The following is a 23,422-nucleotide window of genomic DNA, read 5'->3' on the forward strand; positions in this document are numbered from 1 at the left end:
GCGGCGGGTTCGTGCGTTTCTGCGATCATGCCGCCATGATCCGTCCCAGCGCCGACTCCGCCACGATCGTCGCCATCGCCACTGCGCCGGGCCCGGGCGGGGTCGGGATCGTGCGCATGTCCGGCCCGCACGCGAAAGACATCGCGGAAACCCTATGCGCGCGCCGGCTGCGGGTGCGCCATGCCCACCATGTGCGCTTTCTGGATGCCGACGGCACCCTGATCGACGATGGCATCGCGCTGTATTTTCGGGCCCCGGCCAGCTTCACCGGCGAGGACGTGGTCGAGCTGCAGGCGCACGGCAGTCCGGTGCTGCTGCGCGCGCTGGTGGCGCGCTGCATCGCGCTGGGTGCCCGCCAGGCCGGGCCGGGCGAATTCAGCCAGCGTGCCTTCCTCAACGGCAAGTTGGACCTGGCCCAGGCCGAGGCGATCGCCGATCTCATCGCTGCCGCCGATCTGCAGGCGGCGCGTGCGGCGCGACGCTCGCTGGACGGGGTCTTTTCGCAACGCGTCGAGGCGGTGATGGCCGGCGTGCTGGGCCTGCGGGTGCAGGTCGAGGCGGCGATCGACTTCGCCGACGAGCCGCTGGAAACCCTGGGCGGTGCCGCATTGCGCCAGGCGCTGGAGGCACAGCTCGAAGCGCTGGACAGCCTGCGGCAAGCGGCCGAGCGTGGGCGCAAGCTGCGCGATGGTCTGCACGTCGTGCTGGCGGGGCCGCCGAATGCCGGCAAGAGCTCGCTGCTGAACGCGCTGGCCGGCAGCGCGCGCGCGATCGTTACCGACATCGCCGGCACCACCCGCGACGTACTCCAGGAAACCGTGCGGATCGACGGGGTCGAGCTCACGCTGGTCGATACTGCCGGGCTGCGCGAGGCCGGCGATGCGATCGAAGCCGAAGGCATCCGCCGCGCGCGCGCCGAACTGGCGCGCGCCGATCTGGCGCTGGCGGTATTGGATGCGCGCGATCCGGAGGCCGGGCGCGCCGCGGTCGCGGCGGATCTGGCGGCGGTGCCGCAGGTCCTATGGATCCACAACAAGATCGACTTGCTGCCGCAGCCGCCTGCGCTTGACGGCGATGCGCTGGCGGTGTCGGCGCGAACCGGGGCCGGGCTGCCCGCGCTGCACGCGCGCCTGGCCGCCCTGGCGGGCGCCGGCGCCGGTGACGGCGCGTTCTCGGCGCGCGCGCGGCACGTGGACGCCGTGGCGCGGGCGCAGGCCTGGTTACAGCAGGCGCGCGAGGAACTCGCGCAGGAGCGTCTGGAGCTGGCTGCGGAGGCGTTGGCGGCGGCGCATGCCTGCCTTGGCGAGATCGGCGGGCGGGTGGATGCGGACGCGCTGCTCGGCCATATCTTCGCCAGCTTCTGCATCGGCAAATGACGTCTGCCCCGCCTGCGGCTTGACATTCTGCGGCGGCTCCTGCGTGCTATGGTGAAGCTCGCGTATTTGCACGGGGGAACCAGATATGTCTGCAAGCAACAAGCGGCACCAGAGACTGGTGCCGGTCGCATTGACGATGGCGGTGGCGGTCGCGCTGGCCGGCTGTAAGAAGGACGAGGCGCCGCAGGCCGCACAACAGGCCGGCGCAGCGGCGTCTGCGCAGGCGCCCGCCGCGGAACCGGCGGTGGCCGCTGCGGTCTCCGCGATGGGCGTGGACGAGCTGCGCGAGGCCGCCAGCAAGGCGTACAACGAGAATCGCCTGTATGCGCCGGCCGGCAAAAACGCGATGGAGTACTACCTGGCGCTGCGCGACAAGCAGCCAGGCAATGCCAGCGCCGCCAGCGCGCTCAACGACCTGCTGCCGATGGCGGTGATCGCCGCCGATCAGGCGCTGGCGCGCGAGGATCTCGAAGAGGTCCGCAGGCTCGTGGCCCTGATCGGCAAGGCCGATCCCAACCATCCGGCCCTGCCGCGACTGAAGGCCAGCCTCGCGAGCGCCGAAGCCGCCGCCAAGAAGCGTGCCGAAACCCAGGCCCTCAACGCGGAAGAAGAGGCCAAGCGCAAGGCCGAGCTGGCCAAGCAGCGCGAAGAGGAGCAAAGGAAGCTGCAGGAGCAACAGCGCCAGCAGCAGGCCATCGCCGAACAGCAGCGCCAGCAGCAGGCGGCCGCCGAGGCCGAAGCCGAGCGGCTGCGGCAGCAGCAGGCCGCTGCGGCGGAAGCCGAGCGCCAGCGTCAGCAGCAGGCCGCTGCGCAGCAACCGCCATCCCCGGCGCCGGCTCCTGCCGCGCCGCGGCAGACGGCGGCAGGGACCGAGCTGCGGCCGATCAGCCTGCCGGGTCCGAAGTATCCAGCGGCGGCCCAGCGCGCCGGCGCCACCGGCACGGTGCAGGTGGAATACACCGTGGGCACCGATGGCAGCGTCATCAGCGCGCGGGTGGTGTCGGCCGACGTGCCGCGCCAGTTCCAGCGCGATTTCGAGCGCGAGGCGCTGGCCGCGGTCAAGCGCTGGCGCTTCCAGCCGGTATCCCAGGCCGTCACCAGCCGCCGCACGATCGCGTTCGAGCAGTAACATCCCTGGGGGGGGCCGTTTCTGACGCTGCCCGCCCCTGGGGCGGGCGTCAATCGTCGGCTGGTGCCGCTGCATGCCAGGAAAGCGTGGGGCGTGGGAAGCGCGGAGGTGTCCGTGGATGGGGGGCGCGCGGGATCGCGGCCAGGTAATCGCGTAACGCCTGGTCGGGATCCACGACGGCGGTCACGCCCCCCATCACCGCTGCGCCGGAGGCGCCACAGCCGATGGCGTGGGCGGCCCGTTCTGGATCAAGACCACCGATGGCGACCACGGGTGCAGGCAGCAGCGCGCTCCAGAATGCGAGATTGGTCAGGCCCTGCGGGTGCCATGGCATGGCTTTGCTGCGGGTCGGAAATATCGGTCCACAGGCGTAATAGCTGGGCTTCACGGCGTAGGCACGCGCGACCTCCCACACGCTGTGGGTGCTGATGCCCAGGCGTAGTCCCGCGCCTGCGATCGCGGCGAGATCCGCATGCTGCAGATCCTCCTGGCCAAGGTGGACTCCCCAGGCGCCATGGCGGATGGCCAGTGGCCAGTGATCATTGATGAACAAATGCACGCCGTGCGCCCGAGCCAAGGCGATTCCTGTCTGGATGGCGTCATCCAGCTCCGCTGAAGCCGGCTGCTTGATGCGCAACTGCAGAGTCGTGACGCCAGCGGCGGCACAGCGCGGAATCCAGGTGGGATCGTCCACCACTGGATACAGACCGATATGCGGATCGGGCAACGCAGGAAAACGCAATGTGGGAGCACGGGGGTATTGCCACAGCATGGGCAACACATCCGGTGTGAGTGTGAATCCTGGGAGAAGCAGAACCGGGCCAGGCCCGGCGCCCACCGCATAGGCATGGCGCAGTGCGTCGTGTGTGGCCATTTTGGCCAGCACGAGCGCGTCCGCTTCGCAGTAGCCGAGAGCCATGGCAGCAGCAGCGGCGGCGGCAAAGGTGCAACCGCTGCCATGGCCGTGACGCGTGAGCAGGCGCGGCAGCATCAGCCAACCGGTCGTTTGGGGCGTGTGCAGATAGTCGAGCGCAAGCGCGCCCCCCGCATCACCTCCGGTGATCGCGACCGCACCAGATCCGAACTGCAGTAGCCGATGGGCGGCCTCCGGTATCGCGGAACTCTCCAGTGGCTCGGACAGCTCCAGCAGCCACGCGGCTTCGGCGCGATTGGGCGTGAGCAGGGTGGTTAGCGGCAGCAATAGCTCGCGCAAGGCGTTACGGTAAGCTGCGTCGGCCAGGATGGCGCCACTACTTGCTTTCCAGATGGGGTCGACTACCAGTGCCAGCGGCCCGCGTGCGCGTAATCGCTGCAACCAGGCGCGCAGCACGCGCACGTTTTCCACGCTACCCAGCATTCCGGTCTTGATGACGCATGGCGGCATGTCTTCTGCCAGAGCAGCCAACTGCGCGTCGAGAAGCGCGGGGGTGACCGCATCGATTCGCCGTATCGCAACGGAATTCTGCGCGGTGATGGCTGCCACGGCGGTACAACCATGGACGTCGAAAGCAGCGAAGGCACGCAGGTCGGCCTGAAGACCGGCACCTCCGCCGCTGTCGGATCCGGCGATACTCCAGACGACGGGGGGCGATGGCATTGGCATTGGATTACACCAGGAACGGCCGATCGGTAACGGGGGTGCTGGGAACGGCCATGTCCTGAGGAGCGATCAAGCCCGCTTCATAGCCCAGCCTGCCAGCCGTCACGGCGTCTCTGAATGCTTGCGCCATGCGGATGGGATCGCGGGCATGTGCAACCGCGGAGTTGAGCAGCACGCCGTCCAGTCCCATTTCCATCGCGTGCGCAGCATGCGATGGAGCCCCGATGCCTGCATCCACGATCAAAGTCACATCGGGCAAACGCAAGCGTAATGTACGCAGCGCGAACGGATTGAGCAGCCCTTGGCCCGAGCCGATCGGGGCGCCCCATGGCATCAGTACCTTGCAGCCGGCATCCAGCAAGCGACGGCAGGTGACCAGATCATCGGTGCAATACGGAAAGACCGCGAATCCATCCCGCACCAGTTGCGCCGCCGCGGCGACGAGTTCGAACACATCGGGCTGCAAGGTGTAATCGTCACCGGTCACTTCCAGCTTGACCCAGTGTGTGCCCAGAAGCTCGCGCGCCATGTGTGCCAGGGTCACTGCCTCGCGTGCGGTGCGGCAGCCTGCTGTATTGGGAAGCAGACGGACCCCGCATGCACGGATGATGTCGAAAAAACCGTTGTCGCGGCCGGCGGTGAGTTGGCGCCGCAAGCCGACGGTCACGACCTCGGCACCGGAAACGGTGATGGCTTGACGCAGGACCTCTGGAGAGGGATAGCCAGCGCTGCCGAGCAACAGTCGGCTGCGGAGTGGAACATCGTCCAGCGCGAAGGGTGAGGAAGTCGCCATTGCCCGTCCTCCTCATCCGCCGACGATGGGCTGGAAGCAGGCCACGGAATCGCCAGCTTGCAGACGCAGGTTGGCGCGCGCCGCGCGCGCGACGAAATCGCCATTGACCGCGGTGGCTACGGTCTGCGGCGCAGGGTGAATGTGGGTAAGCAACTCTTCGAGCGAAGTCCCTTCGGAAATCTGACAGGCATCGCCATTGACGAACACGGTAATGATGGTAGATGCCGCGGTGGAAGAAATGGAGGAGGACGTAGTCATGAAGCGAAATCCAAGACTTGCTCTACCAGGGCAGGGGCGATCAGCCAGCCATGCCGGAACAAACCATTGATGCGGCTGAGGCCAGGTTGTTGGGACACGAGCGGCAAGTTGTCCGGAAGCGCCGGACGCAGATTGGTTTCGCTATGCAGCAGGCGCGCTTCCGCCAGCGCTGGAATCATGCTGTAAGCCGCGCTCAATAGTTCCAGCACGGTACGCACGCTAACGGGAGAGCGATCTTCCGATTCGATCTCGCTCGCCCCGACGACGACGATGTCGTCCGGCCTTGGCACGACATAGACGCGATGCCGTGGGTGCAGCAGGCGCAAGGGGCGGGGCAGGCACAGGCCCGGCGCATACAGCCAAAGCACTTCGCCGCGTACACCACGCACGGGTAGCGCTTCCCGGGCGCCAACGCCGCGCACATCGAATACATGATCGAAGCGGCGCTCATCCAGGAACCCAGGCGCGACGGTCTTCACCCGCAGGTTCCAGTGCCAGTGCACCCCAGCCTGGCTGCCTGCTGCATGCAAGGCCGCCATTGCCTGGTGCGTATGAATCTGGCCCTCGCCGGGGAGCAACCATCCGAGCAGATCGGGAGCCAAGCCGGGCTGCAAGGTGTGCAGGGTGGGACCGGACAGCGGCTCCGGCGGCTGATCGGAGGCCAGTGCGGTCAATCGGGCAAGCGTGCGTTGCGCGCTTGCGCGATCTGCGGAATGTGCCAGTAGCAGGCTGCCATGATCTGAGAATGCGATTCGAGAGGGAAGCTCGGGGAGCCATTCGCGCCAGAGCGCCAACGAGCGCCAGCCGAGCGCGGCGATTTGCGCCGCACCACAGTCCAGCTCTGCGATGGGATTGAGCAATCCGGCGGCAGTGAAGGCTGCGCATTCCGAATGTGGGCCTGGGCCTGGCGCTGGGTCGTACACGTGCACAGCATGACCTGCGCTGGCCAATTTCCAGGCGAGCAGGCGTCCGAGCAGCCCTGCTCCTGCGATTCCGATTTGCATGGGCATGGGGCAGCGTCCGATCAGAGCACAGCGTCCGCAGCGGCCATGGACTGATGAGAAGCCGCATCCGACGCCGAAGCGAAGCGCTCACGCATGCTTTGATCGATGTGCATGGAACAAAACTTTGGGCCACACATCGAACAGAAGGACGCCGACTTGGCGGAATCCTTTGGTAAGGTTTCGTCGTGGAATGCGCGCGCTGTCTCTGGGTCGAGGGCGAGGTTGAACTGATCGTTCCAGCGGAAGTCATAACGCGCTTGCGACAGCGCATCGTCGATGGCGCGCGCGCCCGGGTGGCCTTTGGCGATATCTGCGGCATGCGCGGCAATCTTGTAAGCAATGATGCCTTGTTTGACGTCTTTGAGATTCGGCAGGCCCAAATGCTCTTTGGGCGTCACGTAGCACAGCATCGCGGTGCCATGCCATCCGATCATCGCAGCGCCGATGGCACTGGCGATGTGGTCGTATCCGGGAGCGATGTCGATGGTCAAGGGCCCCAGGGTGTAGAACGGAGCTTCATGGCAATAGCGCAACTGTGCAGCCATGTTGTCTTCGATCAGATGCAATGGCACATGTCCTGGACCTTCGATCATGACCTGCACGTCATGCTTCCATGCAACCTGCGTCAACTCACCCAGGGTGCGCAGTTCGGCCATCTGTGCTTCGTCGTTGGCATCCGCGAGCGATCCTGGGCGCAGGCCGTCACCAAGCGAGATACTCACGTCATAAGCTTTCAGGATCTCGCAGATCTCCTCGAAATGGGTGTAGATGAAGTTTTCCTTCTGATGTGCCTGGCACCAACGCGCGATGATCGCTCCCCCGCGCGAGACGATCCCGGTACGGCGGCTGGAGGTCATCTCGATGAAAGGAAGACGAACACCGGCATGGAGAGTGAAGTAGTCAACACCCTGCTCTGATTGTGCGATCAGAGTGTCGCGGAAGATCTCCCAAGAAAGCGCTTCGGGCACGCCGCCGACCTTCTCCAGGGCCTCGTAGATCGGAACCGTGCCGATCGGAACTGGAGCGTTGCGCAGGATCCATTCGCGCGTGCGCGTAATGTCGCGGCCCGTCGACAGATCCATCACTGTATCGGCACCCCAGCGAATCGCCCACGCCAGTTTTTCGACTTCGCTTGCAATCGAAGACGTGACGGCCGAGTTTCCGATGTTGGCATTGATCTTCACCAGGAAATTGCGACCGATGATCATCGGCTCCAATTCCGGATGGTTGACGTTGGCGGGAATGATCGCGCGGCCGCGCGCGACCTCATCGCGGACGAATTCGGGAGTGATTTGCGCTGGAATGTCTGCGCCCAGAGGACGGCCGCGCAGGCGGCATTCTCGCTCGTGGTCGGCAAGGTACTCACGCATCCATTCCTGGCGGCCATTCTCGCGGATGGCGGCAAACTCCATTTCCGGAGTGATGATGCCGCGGCGGGCATAGTGCAGTTGCGTGACATTGCACCCGGCGCGTGCGCGCCGCGGTGAGCGACGCAGCCCAGGATCGGAATGCCCAGAGGCAAGTGATCGCGGTTGCGAGCAATCACTGATGACGGCGGTGTCGTCGCGGGTATCGATCCACGCCTTGCGCGGCGAGGGGAGGCCTTGTTCAGGGTCGATGACTGCGCTTGGATCCGTATACGGGCCGGAGGTGTCATACACGGTCACGGTCTGACCGTTGCTCAGCTGCACCTCGCGCATCGGCACGCGCAGATCGGGATGCAGTTGGCCGACGAGATATATTTTCCGTGAGGCAGGAAGAGGTTGCCGAAGCGCCTGTAGATCGGCGCCTGACAGCGGGGCTTGCTCAGAAGGACAGTGCATGGCACCAGGCTCTCGAAATGAACGGATGCACTCCGGGAAGGCCTGGGGCAGCTTGGCTCTCCTTACGCCGGTATGAACCGGATCAAGTTCGCGGGTTCGGCACTTGCCGTCTCAGCCCCTGCTCGGCCATCAGGCCGAGAGGCGCACCCCGGAGCACCCCATCAGTATAGAAGCGCTGTCAATGAAAAAGACAAGAGCGTCAAGATTCGCACTATGGCCGGAGGTGGCTCATGTCGAAATCGCCAGCCGCTCTTGATGGTAGCGCCACACCGCCAGCGCCCAGAGCGCGGCGGCCAGTATCAGCGAACTGGCGAGATACACCGTCCACTGCTCGGGCGAGGCTACCTCGCCGCGGGTGATCTTCTGGATCAACTGGTTCTGCGCGAGGAACGGCACGGCGTACTGCCATGCCGCGGTGTCTTTCAACGGGTAGGCCATCAGCCCGTACGCAGGCAGCATTGGCAGCAGCATCAGCCAGACCATGTGGCTCTGCGCTTCCTTCATGCTCTTGGCGCCTGCGGCCAGCGCGGTGATCAGCGCGGAACCGATCAGCACCAGCGGGACCAGCGTGAGCAGGAGTTTGCCCATTGCCAGGAAGCTGACGTCCATTTGCCTGGCCATGCCGCTGGCCAGCGTCGCCGACGCCTTGAACGAGATCAGGATCAGCAGCAGCGAGATGATGCCCAGCAGCGTCGCGGCCAGCATCTTGCCGCCGACCAGCGCCGCGCGTGGGGCCGGGGTCGCGAGCAGCGGCTCCAGCGACTGCCGCTCGCGTTCGCCGGCGGTGGTATCAATCGCCAGGTGCGCGCCGCCGATGAAGGCGAAGATGGTCAGGATCATCGGCAGCAGTACCGCCATGAACTGGCTGTTCTTGGCTTCCGGGGTGGCCATGTCGCGGGTGCCGACGTGCAGCGGGGTGGCGATCGCCGGATCGATCCCGCGCACCAGCAGGCGCAATGCGCCGATGCCGCCCGCGTAGCTTTCCAGCACCTTGCTCACCCGCGCCACCTTGACGTCGCCGTTGCGGCGGGTGGTGTCGGTGATGATGTCGATCTTGGCCGGGCGGCCGGCGCGCCAGTCCTCGGCAAATGCGGGATCGATCGCCAGCGCCAGGTCTTCCTGCTGCGCGCGCACGCGCGCCTCGATGTCGGCGGGCGCGGGCCTGGCATCGATGCCCTGGCTGGCGAGGAACTTCATCAGATTTGGCGCCCGCTGCATGCCGACCACCGGCAGGCTGAGCGGCTTTTCGAGCTGGGTTTCGGTGCGCAGCTGGGTGAGTTTGCCGATGCCGAGAAAGATCAGCGGATACAGCAGCGGCGCCACCAGCAGCGACAGCAGCAAGGTGCGGCGGTCGCGGAAGAAGTCCAGCCATTCCTTGCGCAATACCGTCAGCATCGTGCGGGTGAAGGAGGTCTTGTTCATGCGTGCAGGCCCTCCTCGCTGCCGATCAGTTTCACGAATGCGTCCTCCAGATTGGCTTCATTGGTGAGTGCGCGCAGCTCGTCCGGGGTGCCCTGCGCGCTGACCCGGCCGCCGGCGATGATCACGATGCGATCGCACAGCGCGGCGACCTCCTGCATGATGTGGCTGGAGAAGATCACGCAGCGTCCTTGCGCGCGCAGTGCCTTCAGAAAACCACGCAGGCTGCGCGTGGTCATCACGTCGAGCCCGTTGGTGGGCTCGTCGAGGATCACGTTCCTGGGGTCGTGGATCAACGCGCGTGCGATCGCGGTCTTGGTGCGCTGGCCCTGCGAGAAGCCTTCGGTGGCGCGGTCGAGGAAATCCTCCATCTGCAGCGCCTGCGCCAGGCTGGCCGTGCGGCTGGCGATGGTGGCCGCGTCCAGCCCGTGCAGCTTGCCGAAATAGGCGATGTTCTCGCGCGCGGTCAGGCGCTTGTACACGCCACGTGCGTCCGGCAGCACGCCGAGGCGGCGACGCACGCCTTCGGGATCGACGGCGGCATCGAGGCCGTCCACCAGCACGCGTCCGGTCTCAGGCGCCATCAAGGTATAGAGCATCCGCAAGGTGGTGGTCTTGCCGGCGCCGTTGGGGCCCAGCAGGCCGGTGATCTCGCCGTCGCGGGCGGTGAAGCCGACGTCGTCCACGGCGACCACGCGGGTCTTGTCCTTGCCCCGTCCGGGGAACGTCTTGCGCAGGTGTTCTGCGACGATCATGGTCAGGCTCCTGTCGGAAGAGAGGTCACGGCGCGGCGCCGTTGTAATCGAGCAGCGGGGAGGGTGCGCTCAGGCGGTCGAGGCAGCGGCCATCCAGCGCCTTGGCGTCCAGCGTTTCGATGAACTGGGTGAACAGCTTCGGCATGCAGCCGGCGCCGAGCACCGAATGGCCCTGGCCCTTGAGCACGAACAGGCGTCCGTTGGGCAGGGTCTGCACCACCTCGCGGCCGTAGCGCGGCGGGGTCACCGGATCGAACTCCCCTTCCAGCACCAGCGCCGGCACCGGGGTGGCCAGCGGCTGGTGGAAATCGGCGGGCACCCGGCCCTTTGGCCAGACCTTGCACATCGCGGCCATGCTCTCTGCGAGCTGGTTGCCGAGCACGGTACCGGCGGCATCGTCGCGCGCGACCATGCCGTCGGCATCCTCGCTGCACACCACTGACAACTGCATGCCCATCGCGATGGCGTCCTGCATGCCGTCACCCAGCATTTGCGCCAATGCCATCAGGCCGTCATAGCGGCCGCCGTTGGCGGCGTGGATCAACAGCGGCAGGGTGCTGGCGGCCAGCGGCATGTAGGCATACATGCGCACCAGCCCGGCCACCATGTCCGCACGCAATACGCCTTGCCGGTATTTGCCGCTGCGCGCATCGCGGAAGTCCACCGTGACCGGTTGCGCGCGCAGTTTCGCCAGCAGTGCGTCCAGTTCCGCGCGCGGGTCGCCAAGCGTGGCCTTGCAGGTGGGGTCCTGAGTGCACAGGCCGAACTGCAGGCTGAGCGCATCATCGAGATTGCGCGCGAAGATGTTGCCCAGCATCAGGGTGTTGGGCACGACCGAATCCAGCACGATGCTGCGCGTCGCCTGCGGATGGCGCATCGCGTACTGCTGCGCGACCCGGGTGCCGTAGCTCACGCCGACCAGGTTCACCTGGCGCGCGCCGATCGCCTGGCGCACTGCCTCGAGGTCGGCCACCGCGTCGGTGGTGGTGTAGAAGCGCAGGTCGGCCTTGCTCGAAAGCTGGGCCGCGCAGGCCGCCGCCTGCGCCTGCATGGCCTGCGGCGAGAAGGCAGCCTCCTGCGCGGGATCGGGCGTCGGGCAGGCGAGCAGGTTGGACTTGCCGGTGCCGCGCTGGTCGATCAGCAGCACGCTGCGCTGCTTGCGGAGGTCGCGGAACACCGGATCCAGCGGCGGATAGCTCTGCACCGCCGACTGCCCGGGCCCGCCGGCGAGGAAGAACACCGGGTCGGGCTGCTGCTCACCGTTGGCGGTCGGCTGCAGCCACGCGATGTTGAGCATGATCTTGCGTCCGTCCGGATGCGCGCGGTCCTCCGCCACCGCATAGGTGCCGCACAGCGCCTCCAGGCTGTCCTTGCTCATGGGCGAGCTGAGCGTGCACGGCGTGAAGGCGATCTTGCCCAGCATCACCGGCTTGACCGGTGCAACGGGCGCAGCCGAAGTGTCACGGTCGCCGGCGGTCGCGTCGGCGTGTTCTCCGCCCATTCGCTGCTGGGCCTTGTAGCCGATCAGCAGGATGAACAGCGCGGCAGCGATGGAGATGCGGGTCTTGCGGGACATCATGGAGCTTCCCTCGTGCGGAAGATGGGTAAGGTCGGCTACTCGGGATCAGGCAGGAACACGTCCTCGATCCGGCAGCCGAACAGGCGCGCGATGCGGAACGCCAGCGGCAGCGACGGGTCGTACTTGCCCGTCTCCAGCGCGTTGACGGTCTGTCGCGAGACGGCGAGCCGCTGCGCCAGCTCGGCCTGCGACCAGCCCTGCTGTTCGCGCAGTTCGCGCAGACGGTTGTTCACCGGACGGGCCTCACAGGTAGCGCCTCGTCAGTGCCATCTTGGCGATGCCATAGATCAGGCACAGCAGCGGGAACACCCAGATCATCGCGGCGGCGGCATCCAGGTCGATCACTCTCGCCTTCTGCAGCAGCCCGCCGGCGAAGTACAGCAAGGACACCAACAGGCTGGCGATGCCGATCGCCTCGGTTTCGATCCGCCGCTGCAGCTCGTCGATCTCGCGCAGGTAGCGCAGCGCGGCGCGCATCAGCAGGGCGATCATGAGCGCCGGCAGCACCGCCACCAGCGCCCGCAGCGGCAGCGAGTCGATCCCGCGCTTCACCAGCCAGACCGACAGGAACAGGGTCAGCGAATAGCCGACCATGATCGGCCACAGCGCGCGCAGATAGCGGCGTCCGGCCGGCTGCGCATACATCTCGTCGCAGTGCTGGCACCACCAGCGCGGCACCAGTGCCAGCAGCGCCGCGCCCAGCAGGTAGCCGGCGCCGATCCCGGTCCACATCCCGACCACCGCGTCCGGCCAGGCCAGCAGCCAGCGCCCGGCGGCGGCCAGGGCCAGACAGCCCAGCGCGATCACCACGAAAATCCACGTCCAGCGGCGCAGGGTCATTGGCTCACCTCCGGCGTGCGCGGGCGAGGAACGTCACGCCGAGCGCGATGAAGGCAGTGGCCACGCCGATGAAGGCGGTCTGCCCGGCGGCCAGCGCGGCCGCCGAGAACGCCACGCCGGCGCCCAGGAACGCGATGCCCGCGCCGCGCAGCTGCTTCGGGTCTTGCGGGGTCATGCGCCACCTCGTGTCAAGGATGCTTGACACGACCATACGGTGGCCTTGGGTTGCTTGTCAAGCATCCTTTACACAAATGGCGGTCGCCATCGAACGCCGCGCGCGCAAGCGCGCGGCGGGGGATCCGCCGCCCGGATCACTTGTTGCTGACGTATTTCTCGCGGTGGGTGAGGCCGGGCGTTTGCGCGGCATGCCGCGCGCCCGGCCGAACGCCGCGCGCGCAAGCGCGCGGCGGGGGATCCGCCGCCCGGATCACTTGTTGCTGATGTATTTCTCGCGGCGGGTGAGGCCGGGCGTTTGCGCGGCATGCCGCGCGCCCGGCCGAACGCCGCGCGCGCAAGCGCGTGGCGGGGGATCCGCCGCCCGGATCACTTGTTGCTGACGTATTTCTCGCGGCGGATCATCGGCACCGGCAGCCCCATGCCCTTCAGCGCTTCGAAGGCCGCGTCCACCATGTTCGGATTGCCGCACAGGTAGGCGATGTCGCCGGCCGGGTCGGGCGCCAGCTCGGGCAGCACGTTCTGCACGTAGCCGCGGCGCACGTCGGGGTGCGCATGCGGCGAGCCCTCGGCCGGCAGCTCGCGCGACAGGCACGGCAGGTAGCGGAAGCCCGGATGGGCGTTGGCGAAGGCGCGGAACTCGTCGCCATACAACAGCTCGGCCGGGGTGCGCGCGCCTTGCAGCAGCACCACCTCCACGCCGCGGGTTTCCATCAGCCGCTCCAGCTGCGGCAGCATCGCCCGGTACGGGGTGATGCCGGTGCCGGTGCCGATCAGCAGGTAGCGGCGGTTGGCGTCGTTCGGCAGCAGGCAGAAGCGCCCGAACGGGCCGCTGGCGTCCAGCGTGGCGCCGATCGGCAGCGCCTCCAGCAGCGCGGTGGCGGCGCCGCCCGGCACGTAGCTGACGGCGATCTCCACCCGCGCATCCGGCGCGGCGTCCAGCGCGCGCCCGACCGCGATCGAATAGCTGCGGCGGGCGGGCGTGCCGTCGGCGTACTGGAAGTGGATCTGGATGAACTGCCCGGGGATGCAGGGCAGCACCTGGCCGTCGGCGCGCTCGAACGACAGGTGCGCCACGCTTGGCGCGATCATCCGGCGGGCGGTCAGTCTGAGTGGAAAATGGGGAATGGCCACGGGGCTGCAACGCTGCGTGGCATCAGAGGGGCCACGGGGCTGCCTATACTAACCGGCCAGCCGCGCAACTCCCGCGCCCGAGATCTCCATGCACCGCGAAACACAGAGTCCTGCCCTGCGCATCCGAGGGCTGCACAAGCGCTATGCCAATCGAGTGGAGGCGCTCAAAGGCGTCGATCTTGAAGTCGCGCCGGGGGATTTCTTTGCCCTGCTCGGCCCCAACGGCGCCGGCAAGAGCACCCTGATCGGCATCGTCAGCTCGCTGGTGAACAAGAGCGCTGGCAGCGTGGAAGTGTTCGGCATCGACCTCGAACGCGACCGCAGCGCGGCCATGCGCCTGATCGGCCTGGTGCCGCAGGAGTTCAACTTCAACATGTTCGAAAAACCGCTGGACATCTGCGTGAACTACGCCGGGTTCTACGGCGTGCCGCGCGCGCAGGCGTTGCAGCGCGCCGAGCAGGTGCTGAAAGAGGCGCAGCTGTGGGACAAGGCGGACAAGATGAGCCGCACCCTGTCCGGCGGCATGAAGCGCCGCTTGATGATCGCGCGCGCGATGATGACCTCGCCCAAGCTGTTGATCCTGGACGAGCCCACCGCCGGGGTGGACATCGAGATCCGCCGCGGGATGTGGAAGACGCTGAAGGAAATCAACGCGGCCGGCACCACGATCATCCTCACCACCCACTATCTGGAGGAAGCGGAGAGCCTGTGCCGCAATCTGGCGATCATCGATCACGGCCAGATCATCGCCCAGGGCCCGATGAAATCGCTGCTGGCGCGGCTGGACGTGGAAGGCTTCCTGCTGGATGTGGAGGAGCGACTGCCTGCCGTGCTGCCAACCCTCGAAGGCATCACCCTGACCGCGATGGATGCACACACGCTCGATCTGGAAATGCCGCGCGCGATGGATTTGAACCGGGTATTCGCCGCGCTGAGCGCCGCCGGCATCCGGGTGCGCTCGATGCGCACCAAGAGCAACCGCCTGGAGGAACTGTTCGTGCGCCTCACCGGCAAGCAGGAGGACGCGGCATGAGCGCGCGCCCGCCCATCCATCCCAACCTGGTCGCGCTGGGCACCATCGTGCGCCGCGAAGTGCAACGCATCCTGCGCATCTGGGGCCAGACCCTGATGCCGCCGGCGATCACCATGACCCTGTACTTCATGATCTTCGGCGGCCTGATCGGCTCGCGCGTCGGCACCATGGACGGCATCCGCTACATGGATTTCATCGTCCCCGGGCTGGTGATGATGAGCGTGATCCAGAACAGCTACGGCAACATCAGCAGCTCGTTCTTCGGTGCCAAGTTCGGCCGCCACGTCGAGGAGCTCTTGGTCAGCCCGATGCCGAACTGGGTGATCCTGGGCGGCTACGTCGCCGGTGCAGTACTGCGCGGGCTGATGGTCGGGGCGATCGTGCTGCTGATCGCGATGTGCTTCACCCGCGTGCGCATTCCGCATCCGCTGATCACCATCGGCTCCGTATTGCTGGGTGCCACCATCTTTTCGCTGGCCGGGTTCGTCAACGCGGTGTACGCCAAGAAATTCGACGACATCGCGATCGTCCCAACCTTCATCCTCACCCCGCTGACTTACCTCGGCGGCGTGTTCTATTCGGTCAAGCTGCTGCCGGCCTGGGCCGAAGCCGCCACCCACCTCAACCCGATCTTCTACATGGTCAATGCCTTCCGCTACGGCCTGCTGGGCGTCTCCGACGTGCCGCTGGGCGTGGCCTTCGGGCTGATGCTGGGCTTCGTGGTGGCGCTTGCCGCACTCGGCCTGTGGCTGCTCAAGCGCGGGGTGGGGCTGCGCCACTGAGGGCGCAGCGCGCACGGCGTCAGCCCGGCAGCCGGAAGAAGGCGGTGGCGGTGGCGGTAGTCGCCGCGGCGACCGATTCGACGGTCTCGCCGCGGTCGCGTGCCAGCTCCGCCACGATGTGCGGCAGGAACGCCGGCTCGTTGCGGCGGTCCTTCGGCAGCGGTTTGAGCGTGCGCGGCAGCAGGTAAGGCGCGTCGGTCTCCACCATCAGCCGGTGCGCGGGGATGCTGCGCACCAGTTCGCGCAGATGCTGGCCGCGGCGTTCGTCGCACAGCCAGCCGGTGATGCCGATGTGCCAGTCGCGGTCGAGGTAGTCGAATAGCTCTTCGCGGCTGCCGGTGAAGCAGTGCACCACCGCCGGGCCGATGCGGCCTTCGAAGTTCTGCATCATCGCCAGGAAATCCGCGTGGGCATCGCGCTGGTGCAGGAACAGCGGCTTGGCATGGCCGGCCGCGGCGAGGTCGGCGGCGATCTGCAGCTGGCGTTCGAACGCGCGGCGTTGCGCCGGGCGCGGCGAGAAATCACGGAAATAATCGAGCCCGCATTCGCCCACCGCCACCACTTCCGGATGCGCGTGCAGCGCGCGCAGTTCGGCGTCGCATTCCTCGGTGTATTCGACCGCATGGTGCGGATGCACGCCGGCGGTGGCGAACCATTCGCCCGGCCGGCTGCGCGCCAGCGCCAGGACCTTCGGGTTGTGCTCGCGGCTGGCGCCGGTGAGGATGGCGCGGCGCACGCCGGCGTCGCGCGCGCGCTGCCAGACCGCGTCGCGGTCGCGGTCGAAGCTGTCGTGGCTGAGATTCAGGCCGATGTCGATGAGGTGCATGGCGAAATTGTAGCCGTCGCACCTGGCGTGCTTGTGTCCTGGCCACGGCGATGGCCTGGCATGCGTGCCTCCTACAATGCGCGCATGCATTTCCCGATCACGCCTCTGCTGCCCGAGATCCTCGCCGCGCTGGATGCGCATCCGCGGCTGGTGCTGGAGGCGCCGCCGGGCGCGGGCAAGACCACCCAGGTGCCGCTGGCACTGCTGGATGCGCCGTGGCTGGCGGGCCGCAAGATCGTGATGCTGGAACCGCGCCGCGTCGCCGCGCGCGCGGCGGCCGGTTTCATGGCGCAGCAGTTGGGGGAAGCGGTCGGGCAGACCGTAGGCTACCGCATCCGCTTCGAGAACAAGGTCGGGCCGGCCACCCGCATCGAGGTCGTCACCGAAGGCATCCTCACCCGCATGCTGCAGGACGACCCGCTGCTGGAGGGCGTGGGCGCGCTGCTGTTCGACGAATTCCATGAGCGTCACCTGGCCGGCGACCTCGGCCTGGCGCTGGCGCTGGACGTGCAGGCGACGGTGCGCTCCGACCTGCGGCTGGTGGTGATGTCGGCCACGCTGGACGGCGCGCAGCTGGCGGCTTTTCTTGATGCGCCGCGGCTGGCCAGCGCGGGGCGCAGCTTCCCGGTGGAGCTTTCGCATTTCCCGGCGCGCCGCGACGAGGCGCTGGAGCACCAGGTGCGGCGCGCGGTCGAGCAGGCGCTCACAGCGCATCCGGGCGATGTCCTCGTGTTCCTGCCGGGCCAGCGCGAGATCGCCAAGGTCGGGGCGCTGCTCGAGCAGGCGGCCGTGGATGCCAAGGTATTGCCGCTGCACGGCGAGCTGCCGGTCGAGCAGCAGGCGCGCGTGCTGCAGCCGGCGCCCGACGGCCGCCGCCGGGTGGTGCTGGCGACCAACGTGGCCGAATCCAGCGTCACCCTGCCGGGCGTGCGCGTGGTGATCGACAGCGGGCTGGCGCGCGAGCCGCGTTTCGATCCCAACAGCGGCTTTTCGCGGCTGGAGGTGGTGGCCATTTCGCAGGCCAGCGCCGACCAGCGCGCCGGCCGCGCCGGGCGCGTGGCCGAAGGCTGGGCCTATCGCCTGTGGCCGGCCTCGCAACGGCTGGAACCGCAGCGGCGGCCGGAGATCGCGCAGGTGGACCTGGCGCCGCTGGCGCTGGAACTGGCGGCCTGGGGCAGCAGCGAACTGCGCTTCCCCGATCCGCCGCCGCCCGGCGCGCTGGCGGCCGGGCGCGACCTGCTGCGTCGGCTGGGCGCGCTGCAGGCCAGTGGCGCGATCACTGCGCAGGGACGCCGGATGCTGGCGCTAGGCACGCATCCGCGGCTGGCCGCGTTGTTGCTGGCGACCGATGCGCCCGCGCGGGTGGCGCTGGCCTGTGATCTCGCCGCGCTGCTGGAGGCGCGCGATCCGCTGCGGTTGCGCAGCGATGCGCTGGCCGCGCGCTGGCAGGCGCTGGCCGCGTTCCGCGCCGGGCGCAGCCCGCCCGAGGCCAGGGGCAGCGCGCTGGCGGCGATCGATGCCGCGGCCAGGCAGTGGCGCCGCCGCCTGCGCTGCGAGGCCGCACCGCCCGCCGCGGCCCCGGCGCATGCGCTGGGCGACCTGCTGGCGCACGCGTTTCCCGACCGCATCGCCCGCCAGCACCCGCAGGATGCGCGCCGCTACCTGCTGGCGAATGGGCGCAGCGCGCGCCTGCTGGAGAACTCCGCGCTGTACGGCGAGCCGTGGCTGGTGGCCAGCGAGCTGCGTCTGGACGCCCGGGACGCGCTGCTGCTGCGCGGCGCGCCGGTGGACGAGGCGGTGCTGCGGCGCGACTTCGCCGCGCATTTCTGCGAGGCCGACGAGGTGCGCTGGGACAGCGAGCGCCGCGCGCTGGTGAGCGAGCGCATCGCCCGCTTCGACGGCATCGTGCTGGCGGCGAAATCCGCGGGTCGGGTCGATCCGGCGCTGGCCGCGCGCGCGCTCACCTCTGCCGTGCGCGACCTGGGGCTGGACGTGCTGCCGTGGAGCGAGGCGCTGGCGCAGTGGCGGATCCGCGCGCAGTGCCTGCGCGCGTGGCTGCCGGAGCTGGGGCTGCCGGATGTCTCCGATGCCGCGCTGCTGGCGACGCTGGAGGACTGGCTGATGCCTGCCTTTGCCGGCAAGACCCGGCTGGAGGCGTTGACCGGCGAGGAGCTGGGCGAGGCGCTGAAGGGCCGGCTGGAGTGGGCCTTGCGCCAGCGTATCGACGCGCTCGCGCCGACCCGCATCGAGGTGCCCTCCGGCATGCAGCGCGCGATCACCTACGGGCTGGAGGCCGACGGCACGCCGGCGCCGCCGGTGCTGGCGGTCAAGCTGCAGGAACTGTTCGGGCTGGCAGACACCCCGCGCATCGCCGACGGCCGCGTGCCGCTGACCTTGCACCTGCTCTCGCCCGCCGGCCGGCCGCTACAGGTGACCCAGGACCTGCGCGGGTTCTGGGAGCGCACCTATCCCGAGGTCAAGAAGGAGATGAAGGGCCGCTATCCGCGCCATCCATGGCCGGACGACCCGTGGAGCGCGAGCGCCACCCATCGCGCCAAGCCGCGCGGAACCTAGCCGCGCGCGCATCGCCGCCGCGATGCCGCGACGGGGCCGTCAGTGCGCCGCCGCGCCCCCGGCGCTGCCGAATGGCGGCCTGGCCCACCACACCAGCACGATCATCGCCACGAACAGGCCGGAAAACAGCATGAAAAGGTCGTTCACCGCCAGCGTGAAGGCCTGCAGGTTGATCGTCTGGTCCGTAATCGCCAGCGCCTGCGCCTGGCCCATGCCCACGCTCTGCAGCGCGCCCAGCCACTGCTCGGCGGCCGGCCGCGCATGGGTTACCTGCTCGCTCAGCACGGCATGGTGGTAGTCGGCGCGGTGCTGCCACAGCGTCACCGAGACCGCGGTGGAAATGCTGCCGGCGATGGTACGGAAGAAGTTGGACAGCCCCGAGGCGCTGGCGATCTCGTGCTGCGGCAGCCCCGACAGGATGATCTGGTTGAGCGGAATGAAGAAGAACGCCACCCCCAGGCCCTGGATCAGGCGCGGCCAGATCAGCTGGTCGAAGCTGGCCTGCGCGGTGAAGGTAGAGAACCAGTGGGTGGTAAAGGCGAACACCATGAACGCGAAGCTGACCATGATGCGCAAATCGGACTTGCCGATCAGGCGTCCGGCCAACGGTGAAAACACCACGGCCAGGATGCCGACCGGCGCGGTCGCCAGGCCCGCCCACTCTGCGGTGTAGCCCAGCGTGGTCTGCAGCCACAGCGGATAGATCACGTTGATGCCGAAGAACCCGAACATGCCGACCGACAGCGCGATCACGCCCACCCGGAAGTTGCGCTGCCGGAATAGCGACAGGTCCACCACCGGGTGCGCGTCGGTCAGCTCCCAGGCCACGAAGAAGGTCAGGCACACCAGCGCGACGATCCCGAGCGTGGTGATCAGCGGCGAGCTGAACCAGTCCTTGTCGTTGCCGTTGTCGAGCATGAACTGCAGCGAGCCGACCCCGATCGCCAGCAGCACCAGCCCCACGCGGTCGATCGGCACCTTGCGGATCGGCGTCTCGCGGTCGCGCAGCAGCGTCCACACCACCAGCGCGGCGAGCACGCCCACCGGCGCGTTGATGAAGAAGATCCAGTGCCAGGAATAGTTGTCGGTGATCCAGCCACCGAGGATCGGGCCGAAGATCGGCGCCACGATCACGGTCATCGCCCACAGCGCCAGCGCCATCCCCTTCTTCTCGTTGGGATAGTTGGCCAGCAGCAGGGTCATCGACAGCGCCACCATCGGCCCGGACACCAGCCCCTGCAGCAGCCGGAACAGCACCAGCATCGGCATCGAGGTGGCCAGCCCGCACAGCAGCGAGAACACCACGAACAAGGTGACCGACGCGGTGAAGGTGCGCACTTCGCCGAACCGGCGCGCCAGCCAGCCGGTCAGCGGCTGCACGATCGCGCTGGCCAGCGAGTAGGAACTGATCGCCCAGGTGCCTTCGGAGACGCCCACGCTCAGGCTGCCGGCGATGGTCGGCACCGAGACGTTGACGATGGTGATGTCCAGCACTTCCATGAAGGTGGACAGCGCGATCGCCAGCGTGAGCAGCGCCAGCGCGCCGCCGTGCAGGGGCGGCTTGGCGGCGGTCGCCGGCGGCAGGGCGTCGGTGTCGGTCGCAGCGGCCATGGCCGGTCTTCAGCGCCCGCCGTTGGCGGCGATGATCGCATCCGCCGCGCGCGCGGCATCGTCGAGATCGTGCGCGTACACGCCGGTCTGGCTGACCGCGGCCGTCGGCGGCTGGGTGGGCAGGCGCGGCCCGGACTGGTCGCGGGTATCGACCTCGACTTCCATCGACAGGCCGATGCGCAGCGGATGCACGCGCAGGGTCTCGTCCGCGTCCAGCGCGATCCGCACCGGCACCCGCTGCACCACCTTGATCCAGTTGCCGCTGGCGTTCTGCGCCGGCAGCAGCGAGAACACGCTGCCGGTGCCCGCGGCGATGCCGACCACCTTGCCATGGAAGACCACGCCGCTGCCGTATAGATCGCTGGTGAGGGTTGCCGGCTGGCCAAGGCGAATCTTTTTCAGCTGGCCTTCCTTGAAGTTGGCATCCACCCACAGCGGCGACAGTGGCAGGATCTTGAGCAGCGGCTGTCCGGGCGCGACCAGCTGGCCGACCTGGACCGCGCGCCCCGCCACGATGCCATCCACCGGCGCCACGATCGCGGTGCGGTGATCGGCCACCCAGGCCTCGACGTAGGCGGCCCGCGCCAGCTGCACCGCCGGGTTCTGCGCGATCGCCACGCCCTCCACCAGCGCGCGCTGCGCGCGCGCCTGCCCGCTGGCCTGCGCCAGCGCGGCGCGGGCGCGCTCGACCGCTTCACGCGCATGCGCCACTTCTTCTGGCGGCACCGCCTTCTCGGCCAGCAGCGGCAGGCGCCGGCGGTAGTCGGCTTCGGCCTGCGCCAGCGCGATCCTCGCCTGCGTCTCGGCGGCGCTGGCGGCGGCGGCGCCGTTTTCGGCCTGACGCGCCTGGCGCACCGCCTGCGCCAGCGCGGCGGCGGCGCGCTGCAGCGCCAGCCGGGTGTCGGTGCGATCCAGCCGCACCAGCACCTGGCCGGCGCGCACGAAGTCGGTATCGTCGGCGTAGATCGCGGTGACGGTGCCGGCCACGCGCGCGTTCACCCCGACCTGGTGACCGCCGACATAGGCGTTGTCGGTGGTCTGCCGCAGCGAGAACACGAACAGCCACAGCAGCAGCCAGACCAGGCCGGCGAGCGCGAACAGGACGGTGATCGTCAGCAGCGCGCGCCTGCGCTTGCCATTTCCGTTGCCATTGCTGGGCGCGGCAGAGGCGTTGGAAGGAGTCGGCGTGCTCATGGCGTGGGGGCGTCCTTGGAGTCGGGGGAGGGCGCCGCGGCGGATAGGTCGGCATAGCCGCCGCCGAGGTTCTGGATCAGGGCGATATCGGCCGCCAGCCGCGCTGCGGCCAGCACCTGCGCGGCATCTTCGGCCTGCAGCCGGGCCAGCGCGGCCTGGGCGCGGCTGCGGTCGTCGCCGAGCCCGGCGCGGGCGCGCGCATCGGCATTGGCCTGCAGCGCGCGCGCGGCCTGCAGCGCGCCGGCCTGCTGCTGCGCCTCCGCGCCGAGCTGGGCGACGGTCAGCGCCTGCTGCTGCACCTCGCGCGCGGCCTGCACCACGCTGGCGTGGTAGTCGGCGATCGCGGCGTCGAGCTGGGCACGGGTGATGCCGTAGCCGGCGCGCAGGCGGCCGCCATCGAACAGCGGCAGGCTCAGCGCCGGCTGCAGCAGCGCGACCCGGCTGCCGGCGCTGAGCAGCTGGCCGAGGTCGATGCTGGACAGCCCGAGCAGCGCCTTCAGGCTGAGATCGGGGAAGAACGCGGCGCGCGCGGCGGCCACGTCCTGCACTGCGGCCTCGACCCGCCAGCGGCTGGCCGCCACGTCCGGGCGACGCGCCAGCAGGTTCAAGGAGGCGTCATCCGGCAGCCCGGCGGTGACTGCCGGCAGCGGCCGCGCTTGCAGCGGCGGCAGCGCATCCGGCGCGATCCCGAGCAGCGCGGCCAGCGCGATGCGGCGGCCCTCGGCGCTCGCGGTGAGCGCGGTGCGGGCGCGTTCGGCCGCGGCCAGCGCCGATTCCGCCGCATGCACCGCGTCGCTGCCGTCGATCCCGCGCGCGGCGCGCGCGCGCGCCAGCGCCAGCAGGCGCTGCTGCGCTTGGACTGCCTGCGTGGCCAGCGCCAGCCGGGCCTGGTCGGCCTGCCAGCCGAAATAGGTCTGCGCGAGCGCGGCGGTCAGCGCCAGGCGCGCCGCGTCCGCCTCGGCCGCGGCGGCGCGCGCCTGGTCGGTGGCGGCGGCGACCTGCGCGCGGTGCTTGCCCCACCAGTCCACGTCGTATTGCAACTGCACGCCGAGGTCGGCCTGGCTGTACCAGGTGAAGCCGAGGAACTGCACCGGGAACAGCCCGTGCTCGCTGATCCGCTGCCGCTGCAAATCCGCGCTGGCGCCGACGTAGGCATTGCCGGATGCGGCCTGCGCGGCGATCGCGGCGCGTGCCTGCGCCACCCGTGCCTGCGCCTGCGCCAGGCTGGGCGCCTGCGCCAGCGCGCGCTCCATCAGCGCATCCAGGGTGGGGTCCTGGTACTGCTTCCACCAGTTCGTCGCGGGCCAGCGGGCGTGAGCGTCGCCAGCGTCTGCAGCCAGCGGTGCGCGGCTATCCAGGTCTGGCGGCGGCAGGCGCGGCGGCGCCGTCATGCAGCCCGCCAGCAGGGCGCAGGCCACGGATCCCAGCAGGGCGCGGGAGACGGTCGGCATCATGCGAAACCGCCCTCCTCGGCGGTGCTCGGGTGGTCGTGTCCACGTCCGCTGCCGCGACGCGGGT

General features: G+C 68.7%; 21 protein-coding genes and 1 riboswitch. Of the genes, 5 read left to right on the forward strand and 16 right to left on the reverse strand.

The genetic code is table 11. The features are described 5' to 3' along the window. The first annotated feature begins 35 nt into the window (after positions 1 to 35). Together mnmE and ML342_RS04040 are read left to right on the forward strand one after the other, a co-directional pair. Positions 36 to 1,376: a tRNA uridine-5-carboxymethylaminomethyl(34) synthesis GTPase MnmE gene (mnmE, locus tag ML342_RS04035; protein ID WP_240125642.1), complete on the forward strand. Its 1,341-nt coding sequence runs from the start codon at positions 36 to 38 to the stop codon at positions 1,374 to 1,376. An 85-nt stretch (positions 1,377 to 1,461) separates the two neighbouring features. Next, positions 1,462 to 2,505 (forward strand): energy transducer TonB, encoded by a 1,044-nt coding sequence (locus ML342_RS04040; RefSeq protein ID WP_240125643.1) that lies wholly within the window; start codon positions 1,462 to 1,464, stop codon positions 2,503 to 2,505. 49 nt (positions 2,506 to 2,554) lie between these two features. Here ML342_RS04040 and thiD read toward each other — a convergent pair whose 3' ends face one another. The 12 genes from thiD to ML342_RS04100 form a co-directional block, all read right to left on the reverse strand. Continuing rightward, entirely contained in the window at positions 2,555 to 4,102 is a 1,548-nt protein-coding gene (gene thiD, locus ML342_RS04045) for a bifunctional hydroxymethylpyrimidine kinase/phosphomethylpyrimidine kinase (RefSeq protein WP_240125644.1), read from the reverse strand. Positions 4,103 to 4,112: 10 nt separating this feature from the next. Further along, positions 4,113 to 4,898 carry a thiazole synthase gene (locus tag ML342_RS04050; protein ID WP_240125645.1) on the reverse strand — a complete coding sequence of 262 codons (786 nt, stop codon included), beginning with the start codon at positions 4,896 to 4,898 and terminating at the stop codon, positions 4,113 to 4,115. 12 nt (positions 4,899 to 4,910) lie between these two features. Then, complete coding sequence (thiS, locus tag ML342_RS04055) at positions 4,911 to 5,105, reverse strand: sulfur carrier protein ThiS (protein ID WP_240125646.1); 195 nt, start codon at positions 5,103 to 5,105, stop codon at positions 4,911 to 4,913. A 47-nt stretch (positions 5,106 to 5,152) separates the two neighbouring features. Beyond that, a complete protein-coding gene (locus tag ML342_RS04060; protein ID WP_240125647.1) occupies positions 5,153 to 6,166 on the reverse strand; it encodes an FAD-dependent oxidoreductase in 1,014 nt (337 codons plus the stop codon). A gap of 14 nt (positions 6,167 to 6,180) precedes the next feature. Continuing rightward, the gene (thiC, locus tag ML342_RS04065; protein ID WP_240125648.1) at positions 6,181 to 7,983 is read right to left on the reverse strand and encodes a phosphomethylpyrimidine synthase ThiC; all 1,803 of its coding nucleotides are present in this window, start codon (positions 7,981 to 7,983) and stop codon (positions 6,181 to 6,183) included. Between the two features lie 42 nt (positions 7,984 to 8,025). After that, a riboswitch (TPP riboswitch) is annotated at positions 8,026 to 8,144 on the reverse strand. A 67-nt stretch (positions 8,145 to 8,211) separates the two neighbouring features. Next, positions 8,212 to 9,405, reverse strand: a complete 1,194-nt coding sequence (locus ML342_RS04070) for an ABC transporter permease (protein ID WP_240125649.1) — start codon at positions 9,403 to 9,405, stop codon at positions 8,212 to 8,214. After that, complete coding sequence (locus ML342_RS04075; RefSeq protein ID WP_240125650.1) at positions 9,402 to 10,157, reverse strand: ABC transporter ATP-binding protein; 756 nt, start codon at positions 10,155 to 10,157, stop codon at positions 9,402 to 9,404. The genes ML342_RS04070 and ML342_RS04075 overlap by 4 nt, the downstream gene beginning before the upstream one ends. 25 nt (positions 10,158 to 10,182) lie before the next feature. Further along, positions 10,183 to 11,733 carry an alpha/beta hydrolase gene (locus tag ML342_RS04080; protein WP_240125651.1) on the reverse strand — a complete coding sequence of 517 codons (1,551 nt, stop codon included), beginning with the start codon at positions 11,731 to 11,733 and terminating at the stop codon, positions 10,183 to 10,185. A 38-nt stretch (positions 11,734 to 11,771) separates the two neighbouring features. Further along, positions 11,772 to 11,969, reverse strand: coding sequence for a helix-turn-helix transcriptional regulator (locus ML342_RS04085; RefSeq protein WP_240125652.1), 198 nt, complete (start codon positions 11,967 to 11,969; stop codon positions 11,772 to 11,774). 10 nt (positions 11,970 to 11,979) lie between these two features. Then, positions 11,980 to 12,576, reverse strand: a complete 597-nt coding sequence (locus ML342_RS04090) for a hypothetical protein (RefSeq protein WP_240125653.1) — start codon at positions 12,574 to 12,576, stop codon at positions 11,980 to 11,982. A gap of 4 nt (positions 12,577 to 12,580) precedes the next feature. Continuing rightward, the gene (locus tag ML342_RS04095; protein ID WP_240125654.1) at positions 12,581 to 12,751 is read right to left on the reverse strand and encodes a hypothetical protein; all 171 of its coding nucleotides are present in this window, start codon (positions 12,749 to 12,751) and stop codon (positions 12,581 to 12,583) included. A 368-nt stretch (positions 12,752 to 13,119) separates the two neighbouring features. After that, the gene (locus ML342_RS04100; protein ID WP_439655143.1) at positions 13,120 to 13,884 is read right to left on the reverse strand and encodes a ferredoxin--NADP reductase; all 765 of its coding nucleotides are present in this window, start codon (positions 13,882 to 13,884) and stop codon (positions 13,120 to 13,122) included. 88 nt (positions 13,885 to 13,972) lie between these two features. Between ML342_RS04100 and ML342_RS04105 the strand changes: the two genes are divergently transcribed. Together ML342_RS04105 and ML342_RS04110 are read left to right on the forward strand one after the other, a co-directional pair. Continuing rightward, the gene (locus tag ML342_RS04105) at positions 13,973 to 14,917 is read left to right on the forward strand and encodes an ABC transporter ATP-binding protein (protein WP_240125656.1); all 945 of its coding nucleotides are present in this window, start codon (positions 13,973 to 13,975) and stop codon (positions 14,915 to 14,917) included. Next, entirely contained in the window at positions 14,914 to 15,699 is a 786-nt protein-coding gene (locus tag ML342_RS04110; protein WP_240125657.1) for an ABC transporter permease, read from the forward strand. Before ML342_RS04105 ends, ML342_RS04110 begins: the two co-directional genes overlap by 4 nt. A gap of 19 nt (positions 15,700 to 15,718) precedes the next feature. Here ML342_RS04110 and ML342_RS04115 read toward each other — a convergent pair whose 3' ends face one another. Further along, positions 15,719 to 16,525: a TatD family hydrolase gene (locus ML342_RS04115; protein ID WP_240125658.1), complete on the reverse strand. Its 807-nt coding sequence runs from the start codon at positions 16,523 to 16,525 to the stop codon at positions 15,719 to 15,721. Between the two features lie 84 nt (positions 16,526 to 16,609). Here ML342_RS04115 and hrpB point away from each other — a divergent pair, with 84 nt between their 5' ends. Beyond that, a complete protein-coding gene (hrpB, locus tag ML342_RS04120; RefSeq protein ID WP_240125659.1) occupies positions 16,610 to 19,099 on the forward strand; it encodes an ATP-dependent helicase HrpB in 2,490 nt (829 codons plus the stop codon). A 39-nt stretch (positions 19,100 to 19,138) separates the two neighbouring features. Here the strand turns inward: hrpB and ML342_RS04125 are convergent, their stop codons facing one another. From ML342_RS04125 to ML342_RS04135, 3 genes are read right to left on the reverse strand one after another with little or no spacing between them, the layout of a single operon-like run. Then, the gene (locus tag ML342_RS04125) at positions 19,139 to 20,710 is read right to left on the reverse strand and encodes a DHA2 family efflux MFS transporter permease subunit (RefSeq protein ID WP_240125660.1); all 1,572 of its coding nucleotides are present in this window, start codon (positions 20,708 to 20,710) and stop codon (positions 19,139 to 19,141) included. A gap of 9 nt (positions 20,711 to 20,719) precedes the next feature. Beyond that, positions 20,720 to 21,904, reverse strand: coding sequence for an HlyD family secretion protein (locus ML342_RS04130; protein WP_240125661.1), 1,185 nt, complete (start codon positions 21,902 to 21,904; stop codon positions 20,720 to 20,722). Then, positions 21,901 to 23,355 carry an efflux transporter outer membrane subunit gene (locus tag ML342_RS04135; protein WP_240125662.1) on the reverse strand — a complete coding sequence of 485 codons (1,455 nt, stop codon included), beginning with the start codon at positions 23,353 to 23,355 and terminating at the stop codon, positions 21,901 to 21,903. The genes ML342_RS04130 and ML342_RS04135 overlap by 4 nt, the downstream gene beginning before the upstream one ends. Positions 23,356 to 23,422 lie beyond the last annotated feature (67 nt).

Origin of the sequence: Thermomonas alba (genome assembly GCF_022419205.1) — a bacterium.
Taxonomy (GTDB): domain Bacteria; phylum Pseudomonadota; class Gammaproteobacteria; order Xanthomonadales; family Xanthomonadaceae; genus Thermomonas; species Thermomonas alba.